The 20,712-nt window shown below is 61.6% G+C and carries 17 protein-coding genes; 3 read left to right on the top strand and 14 right to left on the bottom strand.

Annotated elements, in window-relative coordinates; all coding sequences use genetic code 11:
- Window positions 1–93 precede the first annotated feature (93 nt).
- From ACXIUA_RS11170 to ACXIUA_RS11130, 9 genes are all read right to left on the bottom strand, one after another.
- Window positions 94–1,485: an ABC transporter ATP-binding protein gene (locus ACXIUA_RS11170; protein ID WP_070975612.1), complete on the bottom strand. Its 1,392-nt coding sequence runs from the start codon at window positions 1,483–1,485 to the stop codon at window positions 94–96.
- On the bottom strand, window positions 1,482–2,168 hold the full coding sequence (locus tag ACXIUA_RS11165; protein ID WP_070361802.1) for an energy-coupling factor transporter transmembrane component T family protein: 687 nt from the start codon (window positions 2,166–2,168) through the stop codon (window positions 1,482–1,484). Before ACXIUA_RS11165 ends, ACXIUA_RS11170 begins: the two co-directional genes overlap by 4 nt.
- The gene (locus tag ACXIUA_RS11160) at window positions 2,161–2,757 is read right to left on the bottom strand and encodes an MptD family putative ECF transporter S component (RefSeq protein ID WP_070361801.1); all 597 of its coding nucleotides are present in this window, start codon (window positions 2,755–2,757) and stop codon (window positions 2,161–2,163) included. The genes ACXIUA_RS11165 and ACXIUA_RS11160 overlap by 8 nt, the downstream gene beginning before the upstream one ends.
- A 34-nt stretch (window positions 2,758–2,791) precedes the next feature.
- Window positions 2,792–4,540, bottom strand: coding sequence for an ABC transporter ATP-binding protein (locus tag ACXIUA_RS11155; RefSeq protein WP_070975613.1), 1,749 nt, complete (start codon window positions 4,538–4,540; stop codon window positions 2,792–2,794).
- Complete coding sequence (locus ACXIUA_RS11150) at window positions 4,537–6,324, bottom strand: ABC transporter ATP-binding protein (RefSeq protein WP_070361799.1); 1,788 nt, start codon at window positions 6,322–6,324, stop codon at window positions 4,537–4,539. The genes ACXIUA_RS11155 and ACXIUA_RS11150 overlap by 4 nt, the downstream gene beginning before the upstream one ends.
- A gap of 85 nt (window positions 6,325–6,409) precedes the next feature.
- Complete coding sequence (locus ACXIUA_RS11145; protein ID WP_256021319.1) at window positions 6,410–6,892, bottom strand: hypothetical protein; 483 nt, start codon at window positions 6,890–6,892, stop codon at window positions 6,410–6,412.
- A gap of 718 nt (window positions 6,893–7,610) precedes the next feature.
- Window positions 7,611–8,585: an Abi family protein gene (locus tag ACXIUA_RS11140; protein WP_256021321.1), complete on the bottom strand. Its 975-nt coding sequence runs from the start codon at window positions 8,583–8,585 to the stop codon at window positions 7,611–7,613.
- Window positions 8,586–9,088: 503 nt separating this feature from the next.
- Window positions 9,089–10,735, bottom strand: coding sequence for a VanW family protein (locus tag ACXIUA_RS11135; protein ID WP_457976874.1), 1,647 nt, complete (start codon window positions 10,733–10,735; stop codon window positions 9,089–9,091).
- A gap of 25 nt (window positions 10,736–10,760) precedes the next feature.
- Window positions 10,761–11,948, bottom strand: coding sequence for a glycoside hydrolase family 3 N-terminal domain-containing protein (locus ACXIUA_RS11130; protein ID WP_256005631.1), 1,188 nt, complete (start codon window positions 11,946–11,948; stop codon window positions 10,761–10,763).
- On the opposite strand from ACXIUA_RS11130, the gene ACXIUA_RS11125 reads away from it, so the two are divergent.
- From ACXIUA_RS11125 to ACXIUA_RS11115, 3 genes are all read left to right on the top strand, one after another.
- A complete protein-coding gene (locus ACXIUA_RS11125; protein WP_071565697.1) occupies window positions 11,949–12,125 on the top strand; it encodes a DUF2613 family protein in 177 nt (58 codons plus the stop codon).
- A 22-nt stretch (window positions 12,126–12,147) separates the two neighbouring features.
- Complete coding sequence (locus ACXIUA_RS11120) at window positions 12,148–15,066, top strand: alpha-(1->3)-arabinofuranosyltransferase domain-containing protein (protein ID WP_457976873.1); 2,919 nt, start codon at window positions 12,148–12,150, stop codon at window positions 15,064–15,066.
- A 517-nt stretch (window positions 15,067–15,583) separates the two neighbouring features.
- Window positions 15,584–15,856 carry a hypothetical protein gene (locus ACXIUA_RS11115; protein ID WP_071567898.1) on the top strand — a complete coding sequence of 91 codons (273 nt, stop codon included), beginning with the start codon at window positions 15,584–15,586 and terminating at the stop codon, window positions 15,854–15,856.
- A 315-nt stretch (window positions 15,857–16,171) separates the two neighbouring features.
- On the opposite strand, the gene ACXIUA_RS11110 is transcribed toward ACXIUA_RS11115, so the two are convergent.
- From ACXIUA_RS11110 to ACXIUA_RS11090, 5 genes are all read right to left on the bottom strand, one after another.
- Window positions 16,172–16,642, bottom strand: coding sequence for a hypothetical protein (locus ACXIUA_RS11110; protein WP_457976872.1), 471 nt, complete (start codon window positions 16,640–16,642; stop codon window positions 16,172–16,174).
- A 62-nt stretch (window positions 16,643–16,704) separates the two neighbouring features.
- A complete protein-coding gene (locus ACXIUA_RS11105; protein WP_457976871.1) occupies window positions 16,705–17,430 on the bottom strand; it encodes an ABC transporter ATP-binding protein in 726 nt (241 codons plus the stop codon).
- Window positions 17,431–17,432: 2 nt separating this feature from the next.
- A complete protein-coding gene (locus ACXIUA_RS11100) occupies window positions 17,433–18,482 on the bottom strand; it encodes a FecCD family ABC transporter permease (RefSeq protein WP_457976870.1) in 1,050 nt (349 codons plus the stop codon).
- Window positions 18,483–18,489: 7 nt separating this feature from the next.
- The gene (locus tag ACXIUA_RS11095; protein WP_457976869.1) at window positions 18,490–19,674 is read right to left on the bottom strand and encodes an ABC transporter substrate-binding protein; all 1,185 of its coding nucleotides are present in this window, start codon (window positions 19,672–19,674) and stop codon (window positions 18,490–18,492) included.
- 65 nt (window positions 19,675–19,739) lie between these two features.
- Window positions 19,740–20,711 (bottom strand): acyltransferase family protein, encoded by a 972-nt coding sequence (locus ACXIUA_RS11090; RefSeq protein WP_457976868.1) that lies wholly within the window; start codon window positions 20,709–20,711, stop codon window positions 19,740–19,742.
- Window position 20,712: the final 1 nt, after the last annotated feature.

Below are 20,712 nucleotides of genomic sequence, written 5' to 3'. Positions count from 1 at the left end.
GTCAAGAAAATCGCTTGCGTTAGCGAGTGTATAGCGCATTAGCTCTGACCTGCGGAAGCGCTTTCCTCTCTTTCGGCTGAGCGAGCGTTTGCGTTAGCAGGCGTTGATCTGGTCAAGGCGGACGCTATGGTCGGCGACCTCGGTAACGAGTTCAGCGTCGTGGGTGATGACAATGACGACGGCACCAGTGTCAGCGAGTTTACGCATTACTCGGGAAATCGCGACAAGGTGCTTGTAGCCAACACCGGACGTGGGTTCGTCGAAGATGTAAACTTTCTTGTTCGCAGCAAGCGCTGTAGCAATAACCAGGCGTTGGCGCTGCCCGCCAGAGAGTGCTTGGGGATGGTCAGCCTCGTGGTCGGCAAGGTCGAGTTCTTCAAGGATCGCGTGGGCATCGATGTGTTGCTTTTCGGCTTTGGTCGTGCCGAGCGTGACTTCGTCGATGACGGTATCTGAGAACAACTGTCGGGTAGGGTCTTGCATCACAAGGTAGGCGTCACGGCTGGGGAATTTTTGTCCATTGAGTGTGATGGATGCGTGTTTGGCTTTTTCTAGTCCGCAAACAATGCGTGCCAGGGTTGATTTCCCTGAACCGCACGGGCCGAGGAGCGCTGTGATTTTCCCTGCCGGAAAGAGCGCATGGTCGACGTTGAGAACCGTTTTCCCCTGCCGGTAGGCGAAGGTGAGGTTGTCGATCGTGAGCCCCTCCCCTGCCGGTTCCGGAAGTTGTGGCATAGACACAGTCACTAGGGATCGCAGTCCAAGCTGTTTGCGCTCCTCATCCGAGGTAGCGTAGAACTCTTCGCCGGTTGCGGTGAGGGCGATCTTGCCTTTGTCGAAGCAGTAGACACGGTCAGCGATCCCGGAAAGAAAACTTAGCCGGTGTTCAGCAATGATGATCGTGTGTCCATCAGCTTTGAGCCTGGCGATGAGTGTGGCGAGTTGGCCGATAAGATCAGCTGATAGGTTCGCGGTCGGCTCGTCAAAGACGATCAGCGACGTGTTGTTGCACATGGCGACGGCGCAGGCCACGCGTTGCATCTGCCCGCCCGACAGCTGTGTGACGCGGGATTCCAACAGGTCGGCGATACCTAACTCGGCTGCAACCTCGTCAATGCGGGCACAGATCTCCTGCGGGGCGCGGCCGAGATTTTCTGGGCCGAAGGCGAGTTCTTGGCGCACGTGAGTGGTGTAGAACTGGGTGCGTGGGTTTTGAAACACTGTCGAACAGTGGTGGGCAAGCTCTGATAGATCTACTCGTGCCACGTCAATGTCGTCGACTGTGACGCTTCCGGTAAGGTCGCCGTCGTGAAAGTGCGGGATGAGCCCGTTAAACAGCCGTAGCGCGGTGGTTTTCCCCGATCCCGATGCGCCACACAGCAAGGTGACGGTTCCAGGTGTGATGGTGATGGTTGCGTCAGTGATTGAGGGGTGGTCTGCTCCTCGATAGGTGAAGGTGACGCCGGTGGCTTGGGTTATTGTCATAGGACGATTCTCCATATCGCGAAGCCGATAACGACGAGCAGAATGACTGCGTCGATCACACGGAATTTCACGACCGTGACTGAGGTGGGCTTTGCGGTTCCGCCCAGTCCTCGCACGAGGGCAGCAGATGCCAGTTCGTCCCCGCTGCGTACCACGGTCGATAGCAGCGGGATTGTGAAGTACTGGGCCGCGCGCAGGGAAAACGCAGACATGCCGCGTAGTTTCATCGCATCTGAGATCGCTTTAACCTCGTGGCCGATCACGGGCAGCACCCGTAAGGCAACCGAGATTGGGATCGTGAAACAGGTCGGGATCCGTGAGCTGACGAGTGCTTTTTGCAAGGTGGCGGGTCGGATTACACCGATCGCGTATGCGCCCATGCCTGCGCTGACACTGAATCGCCACATCCACTGCAAAAACAGCATGAGGAACGCGCTGACCGTTGACTTCCACACCAGTGGTATCACGAAGACGAGCCCGCCGAGGACCGCAAACGTGGCCAGGTAGACGGCCACCCAGCTCGGGCGCACGAGCGTGTTGGGGTTGATCGCAGCGCTCGCCAGCATCACGGCGGCGAATCCGCCCAGAGCACACACGAACCACGGCGAGTAGGCACTGTAGATCGTGGTGGAGACGATGACGAGCGCTACGATAATCGTGCGCGGGTCGGGAAGTTTAGACAAGACCGGCCCGTTCAAAGTGCTTACGCGCCACCCTGGTTCCCAACAGACCAGCAAGCCAGCCCACGATGAGCATCACAACGAAGAAGCCCAACAGAATCGGAATCGTGACAACCTGCGCCATCTTCGCGGCATACTCGGCGCCCATTTGTTCGGCGATCTGCGACATATATGCGTCTTGGTCCATAAATAGCGGCATCCACGGGGAAACATAGATCGGCAGAATAAACAGTGCGTATGCCAGCGGAACGCGAACCTTCACGCTCTTCGGCCCCTTGGTAATGACTAGGTCGGCGAGCAGGCCGAATACAGCGGCCACCGCGATTCCCCCTACCCAGTGGCCGGTCACGAAGAAGAGGATTTCGATGATAATCAGCATGATTGTCAATGCCCCCATCTTCGGAGTGCGTGCTGTGAACAGCGCAAAGACGATGCCGTTAACGAGAATAGAAAGCAAGAAGCCGGCATACATGGCGGCGGGGATGAACCCGAGCATTCCGAATGCAAACACGATGACGAACATCAAGGCGGTGAAGACGCCAATGTTGATGAAGTCGCGCGTGTTGAGGCGCGAGGATGTAGGCGTAGACATAGTTTTTCCTTTCATGTGCGTATACGTGCTGTGTTTAGACGAGTTGCCATCCAGCTGCGTTGATGCGTTCTTGCCAGAAATCGCGGTATTGACCCGGCTGGTTGACCAGCTCGTCGTGGCACCCGCGCTGGGCGATACGCCCATCGTGGGAGAGCACAATGATTTGGTCAGCTTGGCGAATGGTTTCAAGTTTGTGGGCGATGACAATTAGTGTGGAGTGCTTACGCAGCTCGTTCATCGCCGCAACAATGTTGGCTTCATTTTCCGCGTCCAACGCGCTGGTGGCCTCATCGAACAGCACGATCGGGGCTTTCTTCACCAAGGCGCGAGCGATGGACACTCGTTGGCGTTCCCCACCTGACAGTGCACGCCCGCCAGCACCCGCCAATGAATTCCAGCCGTCTGGGAGGCGGTTGACAATTTCCGTCACGCCCGACAGCTCAGCGGCCCACCTGATTTCTTCATCAGTAGCTTCGGGATTGCCAAGGCGAATGTTGGCTTCGAGAGTGTCGTTGAATAAGTAGACGTCTTGGAAGACCAGAGATATCTGGCGCATCAAATCTTCGGTGGTCTGCTCGCGCACGTCCACTCCGCCAACGCGCACGCTGCCGGACTGCACATCCCAGAAACGTGCAACCATCCGGGCGATCGTCGTCTTCCCGCACCCAGATGGACCAACCAGGGCACACATGCCGCCTTGCGGGACATGGAAGGACATATCGTGCAGCACCGGGGTGTCCGGATCGTAGCTGAAGGTGACGTCCTCGAAACGAACATCACCAGGTGCCCTCACTGGTGTAGAGGCATCGGGTTCGGACAGTTCGGGGGCATCCATGACCTTGTCGACGTGGTTCATCTGCTGGCGGCGTTCTTCCAGCCCGGTCATGCAGCCACCGATGTCTTGGAGCATGGTGGTGAACCGCAGGCACATGCCGATTGTGACCACGGCGTTCAGCGCATTCATTTGCCCGCCGAGGGCGAGTTGGGCGGTCAGCCAGATCATTATCACGACAAGGGCTTGGACGAACATTCCATTAATCAGGTTCGCTAATGTTTCGATCCACAATGCTTTGCGGCTTTTGCGGTCAGCCTGTTTGAATGCCCGATCAAGGGCCGGGTAGTCGTCGGCGACATGGCAGGAGCGCAGCGCGCCTTGGCAGGTGGCGAATTCGACCATGCGAGCCGCCAATTCTGACTCAGCTGGTTCGGAAACCTGCTTACCTTTATCAAGAAGCACGCGGGAGATATGGAGGAAGGCGAGCATGATCGGGAACGCGATCGTCAAGGTCAGTCCCAGCCGCCAATCCCAGAACCAGGTTCCCACAGTGATCACCAGCACGGCTGAGAGTTTTTGGACGAGGGAGAAAATGAAGTGCGCCGCCGACTCGCCCAAGTTCATCATTTCCTGGGTGACCATGCGCGACAGTCGGCCAGAGCTACCCGAATCGAACACTCCCAACGGTAGGCGGGCTACTTTGTTACCTATTGCGTGGTGGACGTCGTGAATGAACCCGAGCGCGCCAATATAGCCGGTGCGCATGCCATAAAACTCGGTGCCTACACCCGCTACCGAGATCACCGCCAAGGCGATGAGCCAGCCCCAAAACGATAACCCCCACACCGGCATTCCGGTCGCTAGGGCACTTGCTGCGGGAAGCAGAATCAGCAGGGCAAAGCCGTGACACAGTCCTGAGACCGCACCCCACGCTTGACCGACCGAGAGGTCACGCCACGAAGCGGGTTCCATCAAACGCTTAAAGCGTGGCAGCAATAGTTGATTCATCGTGTCATCTCCTCACATGCACCTTGGGCAAGAAGTGCCTGATAGTGCGCATTACCCAACAGCTCGTCGTGTTTACCGACCACAGCAATGCGCCCGCGTTCCATGACGACAATCTGATCCGCGCCCCTGATCGAGGCCAACCGGTGGGCGATCACAATCACGGTTCTGCCTTTGGCAAGAGTCGAGAGAGCTTGTTGAATTTTCGATTCCGATTCCGGGTCCGCCATCGCCGTCGCCTCGTCCAGCACCAACACTGGGGCATCAACCATGAGCGCCCGGGCGATCGCGATACGGGCTGCCTGCCCGCCCGAAACGTGGGTGTCCTCCCCCAACACGGTGTCGTAACCATCTGGCAGGCTCATGATGAACTCGTCGATCTGCGCGGCTCTCGCCGCCTGTCGCACCTGATCCAAGGTTGCGTCTGGCGCGCCCAGGGCAATGTTGTTGTGGATGGTGTCGCGAATAAGCTGTGCATCTTGCAAGACGAACGCGACCGTCGAATACAACAAATCCTGGGAAATGCTCTTTAGATCAACCCCGCCGATAGTGATCGTGCCAGCGTCCGGGTCATCGAAGCGGGCAATTAAACTCGCCAACGTCGACTTCCCCGCACCCGACGGGCCAACCAGCGCGGTCACCGTGCCTGCCGGAATGCTCAGGCTCACCTCGTCTAATGCCTGGGTGTCGTCATAGGCATACGACACACCCCGAATCTCGATATCATGACCGTGTGGTGTCTGTGGCGCATCGGGCTGACTCAACGCTGGTAGCTCCATGACGTTCACCAGCCTCACTGCCGCAGACCCTGCGAGCTGGTACGACCAGGCGATGGTTGCGACTGCCATCAACGCTCCCGGCAGCACCAAGGCGATCAACGTCGTCGTTATCACCTCGTAGATGCTCACCCAACCGGCGTTCATCATCAACGCGCCACCGCCAAGGTTCACGATCAACAACACCGGGATCGACACCCACGAAAATGAGGCGACCGACATCGACACCAGCGGCATACACCACGCCCGGTAGAACTTAGAAAACTCGTTAGCCGCATCTAAATAGGCTTTATGTGCTTGGCCGACCTTGCCGAATGCTTTCACCACTGAGATACCGGCAACGAACTCGGCCATCGTTGCCGAAACCTGAGCGAGCTTGGTGTCCATTTGTGCGGTCTTCTCATTCATCCCACGCATCGACATGCCATACATGCCCACATAAATCGGAATCGTCGCAATCGACAGCAGAGCGAGCCGCCAATCCACCACAAACGCATACACCAACAAGGCGAGCGGGGATACGATCGCGTTCAGTTTCTCAATCGGCCCGTGCGCGATCACTGTATGCACCGTGGCCGTATCATCCTGAATGGTCTTGCGGATCTTCCCCTCACCCTCGCGGGTAAACCACGACAGCGGAGCAGTCGACATTCGGGCGGCAATTTGCCGACGCATCTGATTACGCAACGACAGGTCAATAAAATGCGTCACGCCCAATGCAACAAAATATAAGGTCAACCGGGCCATGTATGCGCTGACGAGGAGCATGACGATCCAGTTCACCCGCGCCGGGTCCACCTGGTCTTGCATAAGTTCTCTGCCAAGCTCCACCAGAGCCACATACGGGGCAATAGCCAACACGCCTGAGAGAAAAGCCAAAACCTGCGCGATAAACAGTTTGCCTTTCACCGGCTGCGATAGCTGACGGATCGCGTTCTGGCCAGCGACAGATTTTTCCTTCGCGGACCCATACTCACCGTCAACAACCTGATCCGTTACACTATCGTTCACGTAAACACCATCCTTATTAGGTAAGTCTAACCTTACTCGCTTTCTGGGAGGTGTACCTAACCGTGCACATCAACCGATACGAGCATCACCCTTTCAAGGCCATGCTTACCTGTTCACCGGTGCGGAATACCAACCGGATCGTATCCTCGTCTACGATGGCGTGATCGATGAGAGCGCTCCATTGTGCGGGGTGAAACTCGCTCACAGGTTCGCCCGTCAAATCGCCTAGGGCTGTGGTGATGGCGGCGTGCTTGGCGGTGTTCGCTGCGATATCTGCTTCCAGGCTTGTTTTACGTGCGAGCGTCTTACGGTAGATAGTATCGAGTTCGGTGTAGCGGGCTTGGTAGGCGTCCTGGTTGAGCGCACACCGCTGGTTTTCCGCAATCAGCGCCTCGATCTGCTCGGTCAGCTCCACGATTTTTGTTTGGCAGGCAGCGGCCTGTTCTTCCAAACGGCTCGTACCGAACATGTCGCCAAGCACCTGCGGTAGCTGGCTTTGCTGCGGACGGCGGGCGATCAGTTGATTGAGCGCTTGCACGAAAGAATCCTTGATCTGCTCGTCTTTCACCGTCGCGCTGCTGCAGGGATGTTCGTCTGTGTATTTGTGGTTGCATTGCCAGACTGTGTACTTGTATTTCGTGTTCGACGCCCACGTCTTACGCCCATACCACACCCCACTACTTCCTCAAATTCTCCAACGAATACAAGAAGGTCCACGGAGTAGAGCAGTTCGACAATGACTGGTACGAGTACATCGAGTACGGCACAACAAAGCAGGAAACTATCCTTCTCCAACGGCTAGGATTCACCCGCGAGAGCGCCACCTACATTCGAACCAACGTCTCCAATGCAATCTTCCTTCACGAAGAAAAGCCTTACCTGAACCCGATTCTCCTCGAAAGCTCGAACATCAACGTCCGCAAAGAAGCCAACGAAATCAGATACAACGTGCCAGAAGCCTTCTCGATGCCAGATTTTATGTTCTAACCCCCGCACTAGGTACCCGCTAACGCAACCCCACCAGCAGACCCCCTCAACCAGAAATATGCACCAAACCAACGAACCGAACGGCGATGAGTACCCTATAGCTGAACCTCCAGCACGCTAGCGAACAGCCCCAGAAACAACAAACTCCCTGGTCAAAAGGGGTTCAGGAACTCACGCGGCTTTTATCATTTTCGACGTCTAAGTATCCAACAACACCCCAGGTCACGGGGTGTTTTTTGTTTGCCATTTTTGGGGCGGGGTGTGGGTGGTAGCAATTTTGGTAGCATTGCCTACTCCGACTACTTTGGGGTGAATTTTGCAAAAACAGGTCTTTTTATACCAATAGTGTAGAGCGGATTCCGCTCCAGAAAACCATCGAGTGCATCCAGGTATTGAACACGCTCCGACGGGGGAAGCAAGCTAGAGATACTCGCCAAAGCTATGAATTGAGCCTGTTTAAATGCACTTTTTAGGTTGTCGTTCGGATAGCGCCGCTCCAACACATTCGAAAGCCCTGGACTCTTAGGCATTGGTCGCATCCAGAGACGTTGATGGTGAAATAAGAGGTTCCGAGTAATACCAAAACATTCAACAGTCGTGTTGAACGAGCGTTTAGGAACTCGTAGATCTCTTGCCACCAAATCGTTGACGCTTTTCGTTCCGCCAGGCTGAGTTCCGCAGTAGCGTAGGAATTTACCTAGTGTCCCAATGGTAAAACTGTCGACTACAGCCCAAAGCGGAAGTTCTTTGACCAGCCCCATCACTTCCTCCAGGTTTTGCGAATCACACCATCCCGGCACTCGCCTCTGTTTAAGCGCTGCTTGCCTCTTAATCTCAGAAGTTACATAGGGCTCGCCATGACGTAATATATCGCGAAGCATTGACAGTTGAAGTCGCTCTGCTTGCTTATCGTCATGGCATGTCCAATTATCACGGTCAAGATACCCCTCCCCAGTCCCTTGCTGTACGCAAAAATGCTTAACTGTTTGGGCACGAAGAACCCACTCAGCCCGTCTTATCCAAGGGGCGAGGAAGGCAGCAAGCTCAGCCTCAGTATCCACGAGGCCCTTGATATCTGAAAACCGCTTCGGGCGGTCAACGTAACCACCTTCGATCAGATCTCTATAATGCCTCGCATACCCCATTAGAAAATGAAAGTTGACGGTCTTCAACCACTGTCGCTGCTCGCCGTTCAGTGGTTGACTTTCGATCATCCCGTGTTCACGGAGAAACTGCTCTTGCTGTTCGGGGCGGAGGAAGGGAATCGGAGTCATAAGATTCGGATTATAAAAGAAAGGGCCCCCTTGAGGCGCGTTCACAGGAACCGAGGTTCCAGCAAAGAGGCGTAGGGGGTGCTGTTAAATCTGATACTAATAGAATCCACGCGCGTTGGAAAAGCAGCCAAACGAACACAGACTGCACATGTGATGAACCTATCTGCGACTTCACTCTAAAAACCTGGCACTAACCCTTGAGCGTTTCCCCACTTTCGGGGCTATTTTCCTGGCTTTTCCTCACGCAAAAACTAGATCAACACTACACGAAGTAGTGACTCTATAGCTGCCCCGCACAATAATCCACGCAAGTTACGTTTCCTTCTAGCAACGAAGCTCCACAGCACAGTTATTGAAGTTCAGGGCACTGACGGGAATTTGGTGCCTGAGAAAACACCCAAGTGCCACAGGACGCAATTCGAAAAACCGCGACCTACATACCTGCAGGTCACAAAATGGATAGCCAATAAGAGATGCGTCTTTTGTCACTGCCCACCACATGGCTACCCGCAGCGCACGATGGGCTGCGGGTCGTAGACCGTGGTGGTGGTTTCGCGACTGAGTTCGTTGCCGGCGAGGTCGGTGATCACGCGGGTGTCGGAGGTGGTGAAGCCGGGGGCGCCGCCGGACGGGGCGCAGTCGGGGCCGGTGACTGTGCGGGGTTGTGGCTGGGTGTAGGCCCAGCGTCCGCCGTTGATGGACTGCACGTTGACGGTCTTGACGCCCATGAGGCTGACGGTGATGTTGCCGCCGCCGTAGTTGGTGACGATTTTGACGGGGTGGTTGCTGTCGTTGTGGAAGGCGAGGTCGATGGCGCCTTCGTAGACGGTGGCTTCGCGCCCGGCTGGGTAGCGGGAGATGTAGTAGGAGTGTGGGGTGGAGGCGACGTCGGTCATGCCGGCGAAGTAGGCGGCGTTGTAGAGGGTGGTGGCGAATTGGGAGATGCCTCCGCCGACGGCGGTGCCGCCGCGACCGTTGATGATGATGCCGGATTCAACGTAGCCCTGGGCGGTGCCGCGGGGACCGGTGTAGCCGTTGAGGGAGAACGTTTCGCCAGGGTTGACGATGGCGCCGTTGACGGTGTTGGCCACGATGCGGATGTTTTCGCCGGAGGCGCCACTGAAGCCGCCGGTGGTGAAGGAGCCGACGGTGTCGTTGAAGGTGGCTTGTTCGGCGTCGGCGGTGGTGAAGGCGGCGGGGACGTCTTTGTAGGTGGCGTCCCAGGTGCGGTCGGCGTCGTGGAGGAGGCGGTCGTCGAAGCCTTTGAAGGTGGCGTCCCAGTCGACGTTGATGCCGTCGACGGAGGGTTCGATGCCGCCGCTGGTGAGTACCCGGGCGTTCTTGGCCTCGACTTCGGACTCGTGCAGCTGCTCGCCGAGGATGGCGCCGGCTGCCTTGTGGTCCACGACGGGTTTCAGGACCTCGTCGAAGTGGAGGATCTCGCCGATGCGTTCCTTCGGGATCACGGCTGTGACATCTTCGCGGCCGTTGACGGTGAGTGGCCCGGAGAGGGCACGGTGGACCGGGCCGTCCATCGCTTCCTTGAGAGCAGGAGCGCCGATGCGCGGCGCTATTGGTTGCGGCTCAACGGTGACGCCGTCTGGGTTGAGCCAGTGGGCGGTCAGCTGGGTGCGCAGCGCGTCGGCGGGCACGTCCTGGCCGTCCTCGGGGGTGCGTTCGCGGGCGGTGCCGCCTTCGAGGGTGATGGCGGCGTTGACGGGGTCGCGGTGCAGTTCTTTTTGCAGGCGGGTGATTTCTGGGGCGAGTTTCGCGTCGTCGACGCTGGGGACGACGGCCACTTCGTGCTCGCGGATCAGGCCGCTGAGGCGCTCAATCGGGCTTGCGGACTGCAGCCCGGCCGCCTCCACGGTCGCCAAGTAGTCGATGCCGAGCCCGGCGCGCTGCGGCACCACTTCGGCGCGCTCGGGCCCGGAGGTGACGGTGATGGGGCGTGAGGGGGCGTCGCCAAGCTGGGCTTTGAGCTCGGCTTCTGCTTCCTGCGTGGTGAGTCCGCCGATGGCGACGCCGCCGACGGTGGTGCCGCGCGGCACGTGGCCGCGGTTGAGCGCCAGGTCGGCGAGGTAGATGGCCAGCAGCACCGCGAGCACGCCCACGGAGAAGCCGATGAAGATCTTTGTTGCCCTATTCACCCGCCCCAGGGTAATAGAGTTTGGGCTATAACCCAACGTCAATGAGTTGTTGTTGCACGCGGGTCGCGGCTTCGTCGATGCGGGATTCGGGGATTTCTCCCTTTTCGACGCCCGCTACGACACCATCGATGATCCGCGCGATGTCGTGGCCGGAGGACCAGAGGGCTTGGTCGGCACCCGCGCTGATGGCGAGGCGGACCGCGTCCGGCGTGGGGGCGTATTCGAGGATGCCGCGCATGCCGGAGAGGTCGTCGGTAACGGCGACGCCTTCGAAGGGGACACCGCCGGGGTAGTCGCCTTCGCGCAGGATGCGGTAGGCCTCCGGGTTGAGGCTGCTGGGCACGCCCTCGGCGCCGAGGCCGGGCACGATCATGTGGCCGACCATGACGCTGGCGCGCGGGAAGCGCTGCAGGAGCTCGCCGTAGGGGACCAGGTCGAAGGCGTGCAGGTCCCCGATTGGGGGCGTAGTGGCGAGCTTCTTGTGGGTGTCGCCTGAGGCGCGGCCGTGCCCCGGGAAGTGTTTGAAGGTGGGGGTGACGCCGGAGTCGAGAAGGCCTTGGGAGAAGAGCCCGGCGATGCGGGCGACCTCGGCGGGGTCGCGGTGGAAGGCGCGGTCCCCGATGATGGCCAGGTCGGCGGCATCGATGTCGACGACCGGGGCGTAGTCCACGTTGATGCCGTGGGCGCGAAGCGAACGGCCGATGTCGTAGCCGGTGCCCTGGATCACCGCGGGTGTGCCGGCGGCGAGGCGACCGGGCGCGGGGAAGTCCCCCAGGATGTCGGTGTGGCGTTGGACTCGGCCGCCCTCGAAGTCGATGGCGACGGTGAACCCGCGCGGGTACTGCTCGCGGAGAGCGTTGATGTCGTGGCCGGGGTCGTCGAGAAGCTTGGGGTCGGCCCAGCTGGGGATGATAAGCCCGCCGACGCCCTGATCGAGGGCCGCGCGGGCCTGGTCGTAGTTCTTCACCCCGACAACCATGAGGGAGGCCACCCGCGCACGCAGGTCCTCCGGGACGCGCTGCTGGGCTGGCGTTTTGGGGACGATCTCGGTGATCGGCACCGTGTCGGTGGGCAAAAGTGGGATGTGGTTGTGGAGCGGAGCGGGCGTCGTCACGGGTTGTGGGGCCGGCTCGGGCGCGCACCCGGCGAGCACGACGACGAGCCCCGCCGTCACCGCGGCGGACCCCCATACACGTCTGGTACGCTTTTGCACATGTCAAACCGTACTACCTTGCCTTCCGTTGTGGCTAGCGCCGTCGTCGGTGTTGTGCTCGGCGTGGTGGGCGTGATTGGGGTAGCGGCGTTCTCCGGGCAGAATTCCGTGCCGGTGTCCAACGCCGTCCCGGCAGACGAGGCCGTGCTTGGCGGCCCGGAATATGGCGCGCGCTAAACTCCGCAGCCTCACTCCCCACTTGGTCGCGTGGGCAATCATCGCGCTGATTGTGTGGGCGCAGGCGCCGGGGCAGATCGCCGCGGACACCAAGTTCGACCTCACCACCAACCCGGCCGGGTTCCTCGCGCAGGCGATGCACGCCTACACGGACCGCTTCACGCTCGGGCAGCTGCAGAACCAGGCGTACGGATACCTCTTCCCCCAAGGCGTGTTCTTCCTGCTGCCGCTGCCCGCGTGGGTGTTGCAGCGCTGCTGGTGGACACTACTGGTCGGGTTGGCGTTCTCCGGGACGTACGCGCTGGCCAGACGGCTGGGCATGCGCGGGGTGGCGGGCCCGGCGGTGGCCGGGGCGCTCTACGCGTTCAGCCCGCGAATCCTAACCACGCTGACCGCCATTTCTTCGGAGGCGTGGCCGGTGGCGTTGGTGCCGTGGACGCTGCTGCCGCTCCTGGGGGACCAACGCCGGGGGCCGCGCCTTGCCGCCGCGCTACTGCCGGTGGCGTGCATGGGCGCGGTCAACGCGACGGCCACCATCGCAGCCTGCCTACCCACCCTGCTCGTGCTGTGCGCGCAGCGCCACTGGCGCGCCGCCGCACTGTGGCCGGTGGGCGCAGTGCTGGTCAACGCGTGGTGGCTCGGCCCACTCGTGGTGCTCGGCCGCTACTCCCCACCGTTCACCGACTTTATTGAGTCCGCCTCAGTGACCACCGCGTGGCTCAACCCGATCGAGGTTCTGCGCGGCACCACCAGCTGGGCCCCGTTCGTCGACGCCGAGCGCGCCGCCGGGCACCTCCTGGTCACCGAGCCCGTATTCGTGCTGCTCACGGCGGGTGTGGCGGCGCTCGGCGTCGCGGGGCTAGCCCGGCGCGACATGCCCGCCCGCGGCCCGCTCGTCGCGGTCTTCGCGGTGGGCGTCGGCCTGTTGTGTTTCGCGCACGCCCACCCCTTACTTTTCGACGCCCCCCTCGCCGCCTTCCGCAACCTGCACAAGTTCGACCCGTTGGTCCGCCTCCCCCTGGCGTTGGGGGCCGGGTGGGTGGTGTCCCGGGCGCGAACCCCGCAGCTGGTCGGCGCCGTCACGCTGGTGGCGGTCGCGGTATCCCCGGCGTGGTCGCTGCGCCTCCTCCCGCAGGGCACCTGGCAGGAACCATCCGAAGATTGGGTCGCGGCAGCCCGCTGGCTCGACGAACACGCCACCGGCACCCGCACGCTCGTCGTCCCCGCCGCGCCTTTCGCCCGCCAGACCTGGGGCTGGACGCGCGACGAACCCATCCAGGCGCTCAGTCAGGCGCGCTTCGCAGTGCGCGACGCCATCCCCCTCGTCGACCCGGAGGCGATCCGCGGCCTCGACGGCCAGGTCCGCGCCGTGGACTCGGAGGCGCTGCGCGCCATCGGGGTGGGCGTCGTCGTGGTGCGGCACGATTTGGAGGAGGCGGTGGCGTCGACAAGCGTGCCTAATCTTGGCGAGCCGACCGTGCGCTTCGGGGACGTCGATATCTATGCGCTGGAGCCCACGCGCGACATGATGCTGACCAGCGCCACCCCCGTCCGCGTCGACGCCGGCGGCGAGGCCCTGCCCCTGTTGTGGCGCGAGTTCGGCTACTTCCCCGCCACCCTGACCAGCGGCGATGCGGACATCGTGACCGATACCCCGGCGCTGGCGGTGCGCAACTACGGCGCCGTGCAGCGCGCGCAGTCCGCGCACCTGGCCACCGCTTCGGAGGGCAAAGACGTGCGCAACCGGGTGCCAGACTACCCGTCTGCGGGCACACCCGTCGGCGTAGCCATGGCAGGCAGCGCTTCAGCTTCTTCCTCCGCCGCCGACGCCACCGCCTTCGGCGGCGCCCGCGCCTCCCGGTCACTGACCGCCGCATTCGACGGCCTCGACGACACCGCCTGGTGGCCCGCCGCCCAAGACCCCCACCCGTGGCTACGCTTCACCCCCAACGCCGACACCGCCACCATCACCGCCACCGCCAACACAAAAGTGCAGGTCACGGACGCTTCCGGCGAGCGCACGCTCAGCCTCGTCGCCGACCAACCCCGCACCATCAGCGTACGCGGCGAAACCACCCTCACGCTCACCGAACCCGTCGGCATCACCGAAATCGACACCGGCATCCACCGCATCGTCGACGTCCCCGGCACCGCCGACACCTACTTCTTCCAACGCCTCATGCCCGAAACCACCACACTGCAGCGCGCCTTCACCACCGCCGAAGACGCCGAATGGCACCTCTCCTCCCCCGCCCTTATCGACGGCTCCTCCGCCACCAACACCGTCTTCCTGCCCGCCGGGCGCCACGAATTGGTCACGGACGCCGAAACGATCACGCTGCGGCGCGGGCCTGCGCCTGCTGTTTCTTGGGAGCCGGTTATTGGTGGCGCAGTTGTGCCCGCCGACCAGGACCGCCTGCTCATCACCACCCGCGCGTTCAACCCAGGGCTCCAAGCCAGCCTCGACGGCGAACCCCTCACCGCCCAACGCATCGACGCCGGCCAGCTCGCCTTCCGCATCCCCGCAGGCCACGGTGGCACCCTCACGTTCTCCTTCGCAGGCGAGCGCCCCTACCGCCTCAGCCTATTCGGCGGGGCGGCGCTCAGCCTGGTCACCGCGCTGGTGTTGCTGTGCTTCGCGTGTCGACGCCGGTTTGTTGGCACTCCGGCCCGCCCCATCCCCGGCAGGATGGTGGCAGCGTTGCCGCTGGCAGCCGCGCTGTGCATCAACCCGGTACTCGGGATCGTCAGCGCCATCGGAGTCTGGGCGGTGCGCCGCTTTACCCTCCTGGCCAGACGCTACATTGCCGCCGGCGCCATCACCGTGATGGGACTGTGGCTGGCACGCGCGCCCTGGCCTTCCGCCGGGTACGCCGGCGACGCCGCCCTCATGCTCGTGGCCGGGTGCGTCGCGGTGGCCTGCCTCGCCTGGCCGGACTAGATTTTGGTTGCCCCGCCCGGGAACCATTTTGGGGCTTCGGCCGGTTCCGGTCGACCGACATGGCGTTTCCCCAGTTCGCGACTACTGTCTACGACAGAAAGTTCCCAAGACCACCGCCTCTTCGCACCAGATTCCAGGTTTCCCCGGCGTTCCGGCCAGCGGGTTTGCAAAAACCCCAGGTCGCGCAAACCTCATGCAGGAATTTGGTGCACACCCGGCCGATCATCGCACCCCAAAACCGTTTAAAGCGTGCGCTTAGAAGCGAGCGATGCAGGTCGCGCATTCTCGTCCGGCCCGACCGATTTCCAGCGACCAGCATCGCACTCCTTTAACACCTCGACCGGAACAAAATCGGGTGACAGCACGCCACTCCATCTACAAGCGCTCTGCGATGTGCGGCAGCAATCACTAGAATGATCGCAGCCGGTGCTCGCAGCAGAGCTGACTGGAATTGCAGGAATCAAAGACCAGTGCTTTGAGTAGATAGCACGACCGAGATATTGCGAAAGGCGTCGTTATGTCTGAGAAACTGACGATCATTGGATCATATTTGGCTCTATTCGCGGCGGTACTGGGGCTTCTTTCCGGCCAGTTTCTGCTTGCGACGGTAGTCGCGGCGATTGGCGTGTGGGGGTTGGGGTCGCATAATCGGCGCTCAGCATTCGATGATGTTATTGATTCTGATCTGCCAACCCCTTCGGCAGCAGAGCTAAAGAGCTATCGGGAGAAGAATCCAGATCTCTCTTTTTCTGAAGCAATCGTTGCTTGGCAGAAGGGTGAATCAGCCTGAATTCTTCGAGTTGCAGGCGATAGCTTTACCGCGTTTTCAGTCCATCAAGCCCCAACGATGCTCAAAGCGTGCGCTTAGAAGCGTGCGATGCAGGTCGCGCACTTTCAACCAGCCCGGCTGATTTCCGGCGACCAGCATCGCACGCTTTAAACACCTCGACCGGAACAAAAACCGCCCGACCACACAGGTCAGACGACGGCGTGGGGTACGCGAGGTGAATCCGAAATTTATTGAACTCCACACGTAATTTGACCCGTGCCCATGAGTGCACGGGTCAAATTACGCTGGAAAACTCTCACACACCAAGCATGTGATCTACCAGTTCTGAAGCAAGCGAGCCCCTAGTGGCGACTGCAGCGTCACCTTCATGGAGGCCGGGCGACCGATCAGGATGCACTTATCAGGCGATCCTGGAATATTCCCTTCGTACACTCTAACTTTTACTGATGTCGCGGTCTCCGATGTCTCCACGCGGTATCCGTAGCAAGTTTCGGTTCCGGCGGGGAAGAACACACGTATTTGTGTGGGGCTGATTACTTGATAGCCCGACCATTTGACTTGACGCTCATTTTTGAGATCGTTGCGCGCCTCCACGTCGGAGGGTTGTTGTCGCGTTTTGTGGACGATCCCCATTGCGCTGCTGAGTTCGTCGCCGACAGGGGTGGCTGAGACTATTCCTATGGTACTGCTCACCACCGCCAACACCGCTAAAATAACGCCGACCAAATGTACAGTTTGCGCATTCAAACCTGCACCTATACCAAGTTTAGATAGTATGCCAGACATTTTCGCTCCTTCACTCACATTGGTATAGCCACCATAACACGCATCATAGCTTGTTTGGGCGTCTACGCAGGGCAGATGACGGGCGCGCCTGAGACTGGGTCGTAGAGGACGCGGGCTTCGATGCCGTAGACATCTTCGAGGAGTTCGGGGGTGAGTACGTCGAGGGGTTCGCCGTGCGTGACCACGCGCCCGGCTTTCATGACCAGGAGTTCGTCGCAGTAGCGGGCGGCGAGGTTGAGGTCGTGGATTGCGACGACGGCTTGGCGTTCCGTGTCGGCGACGATGTTGCGGATGATGGTGAGCAGGCTTACTTGGTGGTGGAGGTCGAGGGCGGAGGTGGGCTCGTCGAGAAGGAGGAGTTGGGGTTCGCGTACCAGCATCTGGGCGACGCCGACAAGTTGGCGCTGGCCGCCTGACATGTGGCAGACCATCCGGTCGGAGATGTGGAGGATGCCGAGGCGGTCCATCATCGCGGCGGTGGCTTCGAGTGGGTTGGTGACGGCGCCTCCGGCTTTTGCGGCGACGACGATGGATTCGAACGCGGTGAGCGATGCGCTGGTCAGCAGGTCTTGGGGGACGTAGCCGACGTCGTGGGGCCCACAGGAGGTGGTGACGGTGCCGGATGTGGGGGCTTTGAGGCCGGCGATGGTTTTGACCAGGGTTGACTTGCCGGCGGCGTTGGGTCCGAGCAGGCCGGTGACGGCGCCGGGGGTGCCCAGGCGGAAAGTCATGTCGTGGAGGATAGGGGTGCGTCCGTAGGCAACGTTGAGGTCTGTGGCGACGATCATGGTTAACGGCCTGCCTTGCGGTAGCGGGAGAAGATGAGGAAGACGAAGAATGGGACGCCGACGATGGCGGTGATGATCCCGATCGGGATTACCAGGCCTGGTTTGACGGTGATGGAGACGGCGTGCGCGGCGGTGAGCAGCAGCGCGCCGGCCGCGGCGGAGGCGGGCAGGTAGAACTTCTGGTCCTCCCCAACCAACATGCGGGCGATGTGGGGGCCCACCAATCCGATGAAGCCGATGACGCCTGCGAAGGCCACGGAGGCTGCTGCCAGCAGGGATGCCACGATCAGGGTGGTGACGCGCAGACGGGAGACGTTGATGCCGAGGGAGGCGGCGCGGGCGTCGCCAAGTCGGAGGGCGGTGAGCCGCCAGGCGTTGAACACCACGAACGGGACTGCGGCGGCAAGGAGGGCGCCGATGATGCCGTCGGCGAGCCAGGTGGCGCGCTGCATGGAGCCGAGCGTCCAGAAGACGATCTGTTGCAGCGCCTCAAGCGTTGCGCCGTACTGCATGAGCGACAGCAGCGCCTGGAAGAAGAAGGACAGGGCGATGCCTAGCAGGATCATCGTTTCGGCGGCGGCCCCGCGCCACACGGCCGCGGCGGCGACAACGGCCACCGCCACCAGGGCGGCCAGCGCAGCGGCGAGCGCCAGGTTGAACTGGGGGTGCGCGATCAGGTTAATGCCCAGCACGATCGACATCGCGGCGCCGAACGCGGCCGCCGCCGAGATGCCCAGCGTGAACGGTTCCGCCAGCGGGTTGTCCAGGATGGTTTGCATCATCCCGCCCGCAAGTCCCAGGGACGCGCCGATGAGCAGCGCCATCACCGAGGCCGGCAGGCGCAGGTCCCACAGGACCACGGAGGCTTGCTCGGGTGCGGTGTTGGGGTGGAGGAGGGCGTCGAGAAGCTGGGAGGCGCTGAGGTTGATCGGGCCGACCACCGTGGCAACGACGAAGCTGATGAACGCGACGAGCAGCAGCGCGCTGATCGCGATGAGTTTGCGTCGTCCTCGCTGGTGGTAGGCGCGGATCGCCTGATCTTGCTGGTTCATGGTTCCCCTACTGCTGTGCCTGGGCGAAGAACGCGCCGGAGTAGTCGAATGGCAGCCAGTCGGCGTGGAACTGTTCGAAGTCCTTTGCCGGGTCCATGTCAGCGAAGGCTTCTGGGTGCAGCCACTTCGCGAACGCCTCAAGTGCGAACACGTTGTATGGGTTGTCGTAGAACTGGTGGTAGACGGCGAAGTACTTGCCCTGCTTCGGTGCCTGCAGCAGGTCAAGGCCCGGGGTGCCCAGCGGGTTGTTCAGCGTTTCGGCGGCGCGCTGCGGGCTGGACTGGTAGCCGAGCTCGACGTGGCTGAAGGTGTCCGGCTGGTCGGGCTTGCGTGCCCACTCGCCGCCGGTGACGATGAGGTTCTCTGGCTGCAGCTCGATCATCTTCTCAGCGCTGAACTGCTTGGAATCCGCGGTGATGAGCTGTTCGCCCAGGTTGTTGCCGCCCGCGGCGGTGAGCAGCTGGCCGAGGTTCGCCTTGCCGGGGGTGCTGCAGCAGTCAACGAAGCCCGCGGCGGACCAGATCAGGCCGTCTTTCTCTCCGTCCTTTGCGACGGCCTCTTCGACCCGACCCTTGATCTCTTCGACCTTCGATTCATAGAACTCGCCGTACTCCTTGGCGCGCTCCGATTTACCCATCAGGTCGCCGAGCAACTGTACGGAGCTGACGGTGTGCTCGAGTGGGGACTGGCGGAAGTCGGTGAAGACGTACTTCATGCCGGTCTGGTCCATCTTTTCCAAAAGTCCGGATTCCTCGGCGACTTTCTTCTGGTCGAGCGTCATCACAACGACGTCCGGCTCCTGCGCCATGAGGGTCTCCAGGGAGACGTCACCCTTGCCGATGTTGCCGATCTCCTGCGCCTTCATGGCGCCCTCGCTGATTTCGAAGACCTTGTCCTTGAACGCCGGGGCGGCCTTGGTCAGGTCGTTGCCGTAGGCCACGACGTGGTCGAAGGGGTCCCCGCCGAGCAGCGCGGTGGCGAAGACGCCACGGCCCTCGCCGAGGACGATGCGCTCCGGCGCGTGGTCGAAGGTGACTTCGCGGCCGGTGACGTCGGTGACGGTCAGCGCCTTGTCCGCCTGGGTCGGCTCGGCGGATGGGGTGGTGTCGGCGCTGTCGCCCGAGCACGCGGCGAGTGAGGCGGCCGCGCACAGTGCGACGGCGCCGGTCATTGCTTTACGCAGGATGTTCACAGTGGTTTCCTTACCGTAGTAACATTTGTTCCAATAGAGCGGAACAACAATATATCAGGCAAGCCTTACCTAACAAGCCTGGCGCGTAGTTGGTGCACCACCCGCGCGCCCGGCACCTCCACCCACGTGTAGGACAAATAGCTCACTACCAGGCTCAACAGCACCGTCAGGGTGAGGGTGGGGACGAAGTGGGCGTCGAAAAGCCCTACCCCCAAGATTGGGAACACGGCGTAGAGCACCGCCATGTGCCACAAAAACAGCGAGTAGGACCAACGGCCCAATAGTTGCGCCGGGCGGGTGCACAGCGCGGTGCCGTGCAGGCGCGGCGCGAGCGCGAAGGGCACGATCCAGAGTGCTGCGAACAGCGCGCCGAGCAGCACCCGGACGTTGAACTCGGCAGCACTCGGGTGCTCCAGACCCGCAGGCCCCAGCACCCCGCCCGCCCACGCGACCGGCAGCGACAACGCCGGGAACACCCAGCGCAGCGCCGGCACCCGCGGCCGCCAGCGCCACCCGGCGCGTTCCGCCTCCGCACACAGCAAGCCCACCGCGAACCACGGCGCAAAAGAGATCGGCCAGATCTGCAGGTTCAGCTCCCCCGGCGTCTGCTCGGGGGCGGGGATCAGGTGCGGCCAGACCAGGGCGGTCGCCACCGCCACCGCCAGCACCACGGCGCGGCCCCGGCGCCCGCACGCTAGGTAGGCGGGCAGGACCAGGTAGAACGCCACCTCGACACAGAGGGACCAGTGCTGGGTGAGGCCGTCGATAAGCCCGCCGGGGACGTAGAGCTGCGTGAGCGTCAGGTTGGCCAGAAGCGGGCCGGCGCGCACCCCCGCCAGTGGCGGCAACGTCACCACGATGATCGCCACGGACACCACGTACGCAGGCACAATGCGGGCGACGCGACGCCAGTAGTACTCGCGCGCCGGGCGGGGCTCGCCGCGCGCCAGCAAAAACGCCGACAGCGCGAAGAAGACGGCCACGAAGTAGTCGAAGCGCGCAAGCACCGGCGAGTCAGTGGCCGTCTGGAACGCCACG

It is taken from the genome of Corynebacterium sp. UMB8791, from assembly GCF_054166365.1.
This window is presented reverse-complemented; position numbering and strand designations above follow the sequence as displayed.

Bases quoted from the DNA above. Each gene is read 5' to 3' on its own strand.
- ACXIUA_RS11170 (WP_070975612.1), bottom strand. From the start codon at position 1,485: ATGACAATAACCCAAGCCACCGGCGTCACCTTCACCTATCGAGGAGCA.
- ACXIUA_RS11160 (WP_070361801.1), bottom strand. From the start codon at position 2,757: ATGTCTACGCCTACATCCTCGCGCCTCAACACGCGCGACTTCATCAAC.
- ACXIUA_RS11155 (WP_070975613.1), bottom strand. From the start codon at position 4,540: ATGAATCAACTATTGCTGCCACGCTTTAAGCGTTTGATGGAACCCGCT.
- ACXIUA_RS11140 (WP_256021321.1), bottom strand. From the start codon at position 8,585: ATGACTCCGATTCCCTTCCTCCGCCCCGAACAGCAAGAGCAGTTTCTC.
- ACXIUA_RS11125 (WP_071565697.1), top strand. From the start codon at position 11,949: ATGTCAAACCGTACTACCTTGCCTTCCGTTGTGGCTAGCGCCGTCGTC.
- ACXIUA_RS11115 (WP_071567898.1), top strand. From the start codon at position 15,584: ATGTCTGAGAAACTGACGATCATTGGATCATATTTGGCTCTATTCGCG.
- ACXIUA_RS11110 (WP_457976872.1), bottom strand. From the start codon at position 16,642: ATGTCTGGCATACTATCTAAACTTGGTATAGGTGCAGGTTTGAATGCG.
- ACXIUA_RS11105 (WP_457976871.1), bottom strand. From the start codon at position 17,430: ATGATCGTCGCCACAGACCTCAACGTTGCCTACGGACGCACCCCTATC.
- ACXIUA_RS11100 (WP_457976870.1), bottom strand. From the start codon at position 18,482: ATGAACCAGCAAGATCAGGCGATCCGCGCCTACCACCAGCGAGGACGA.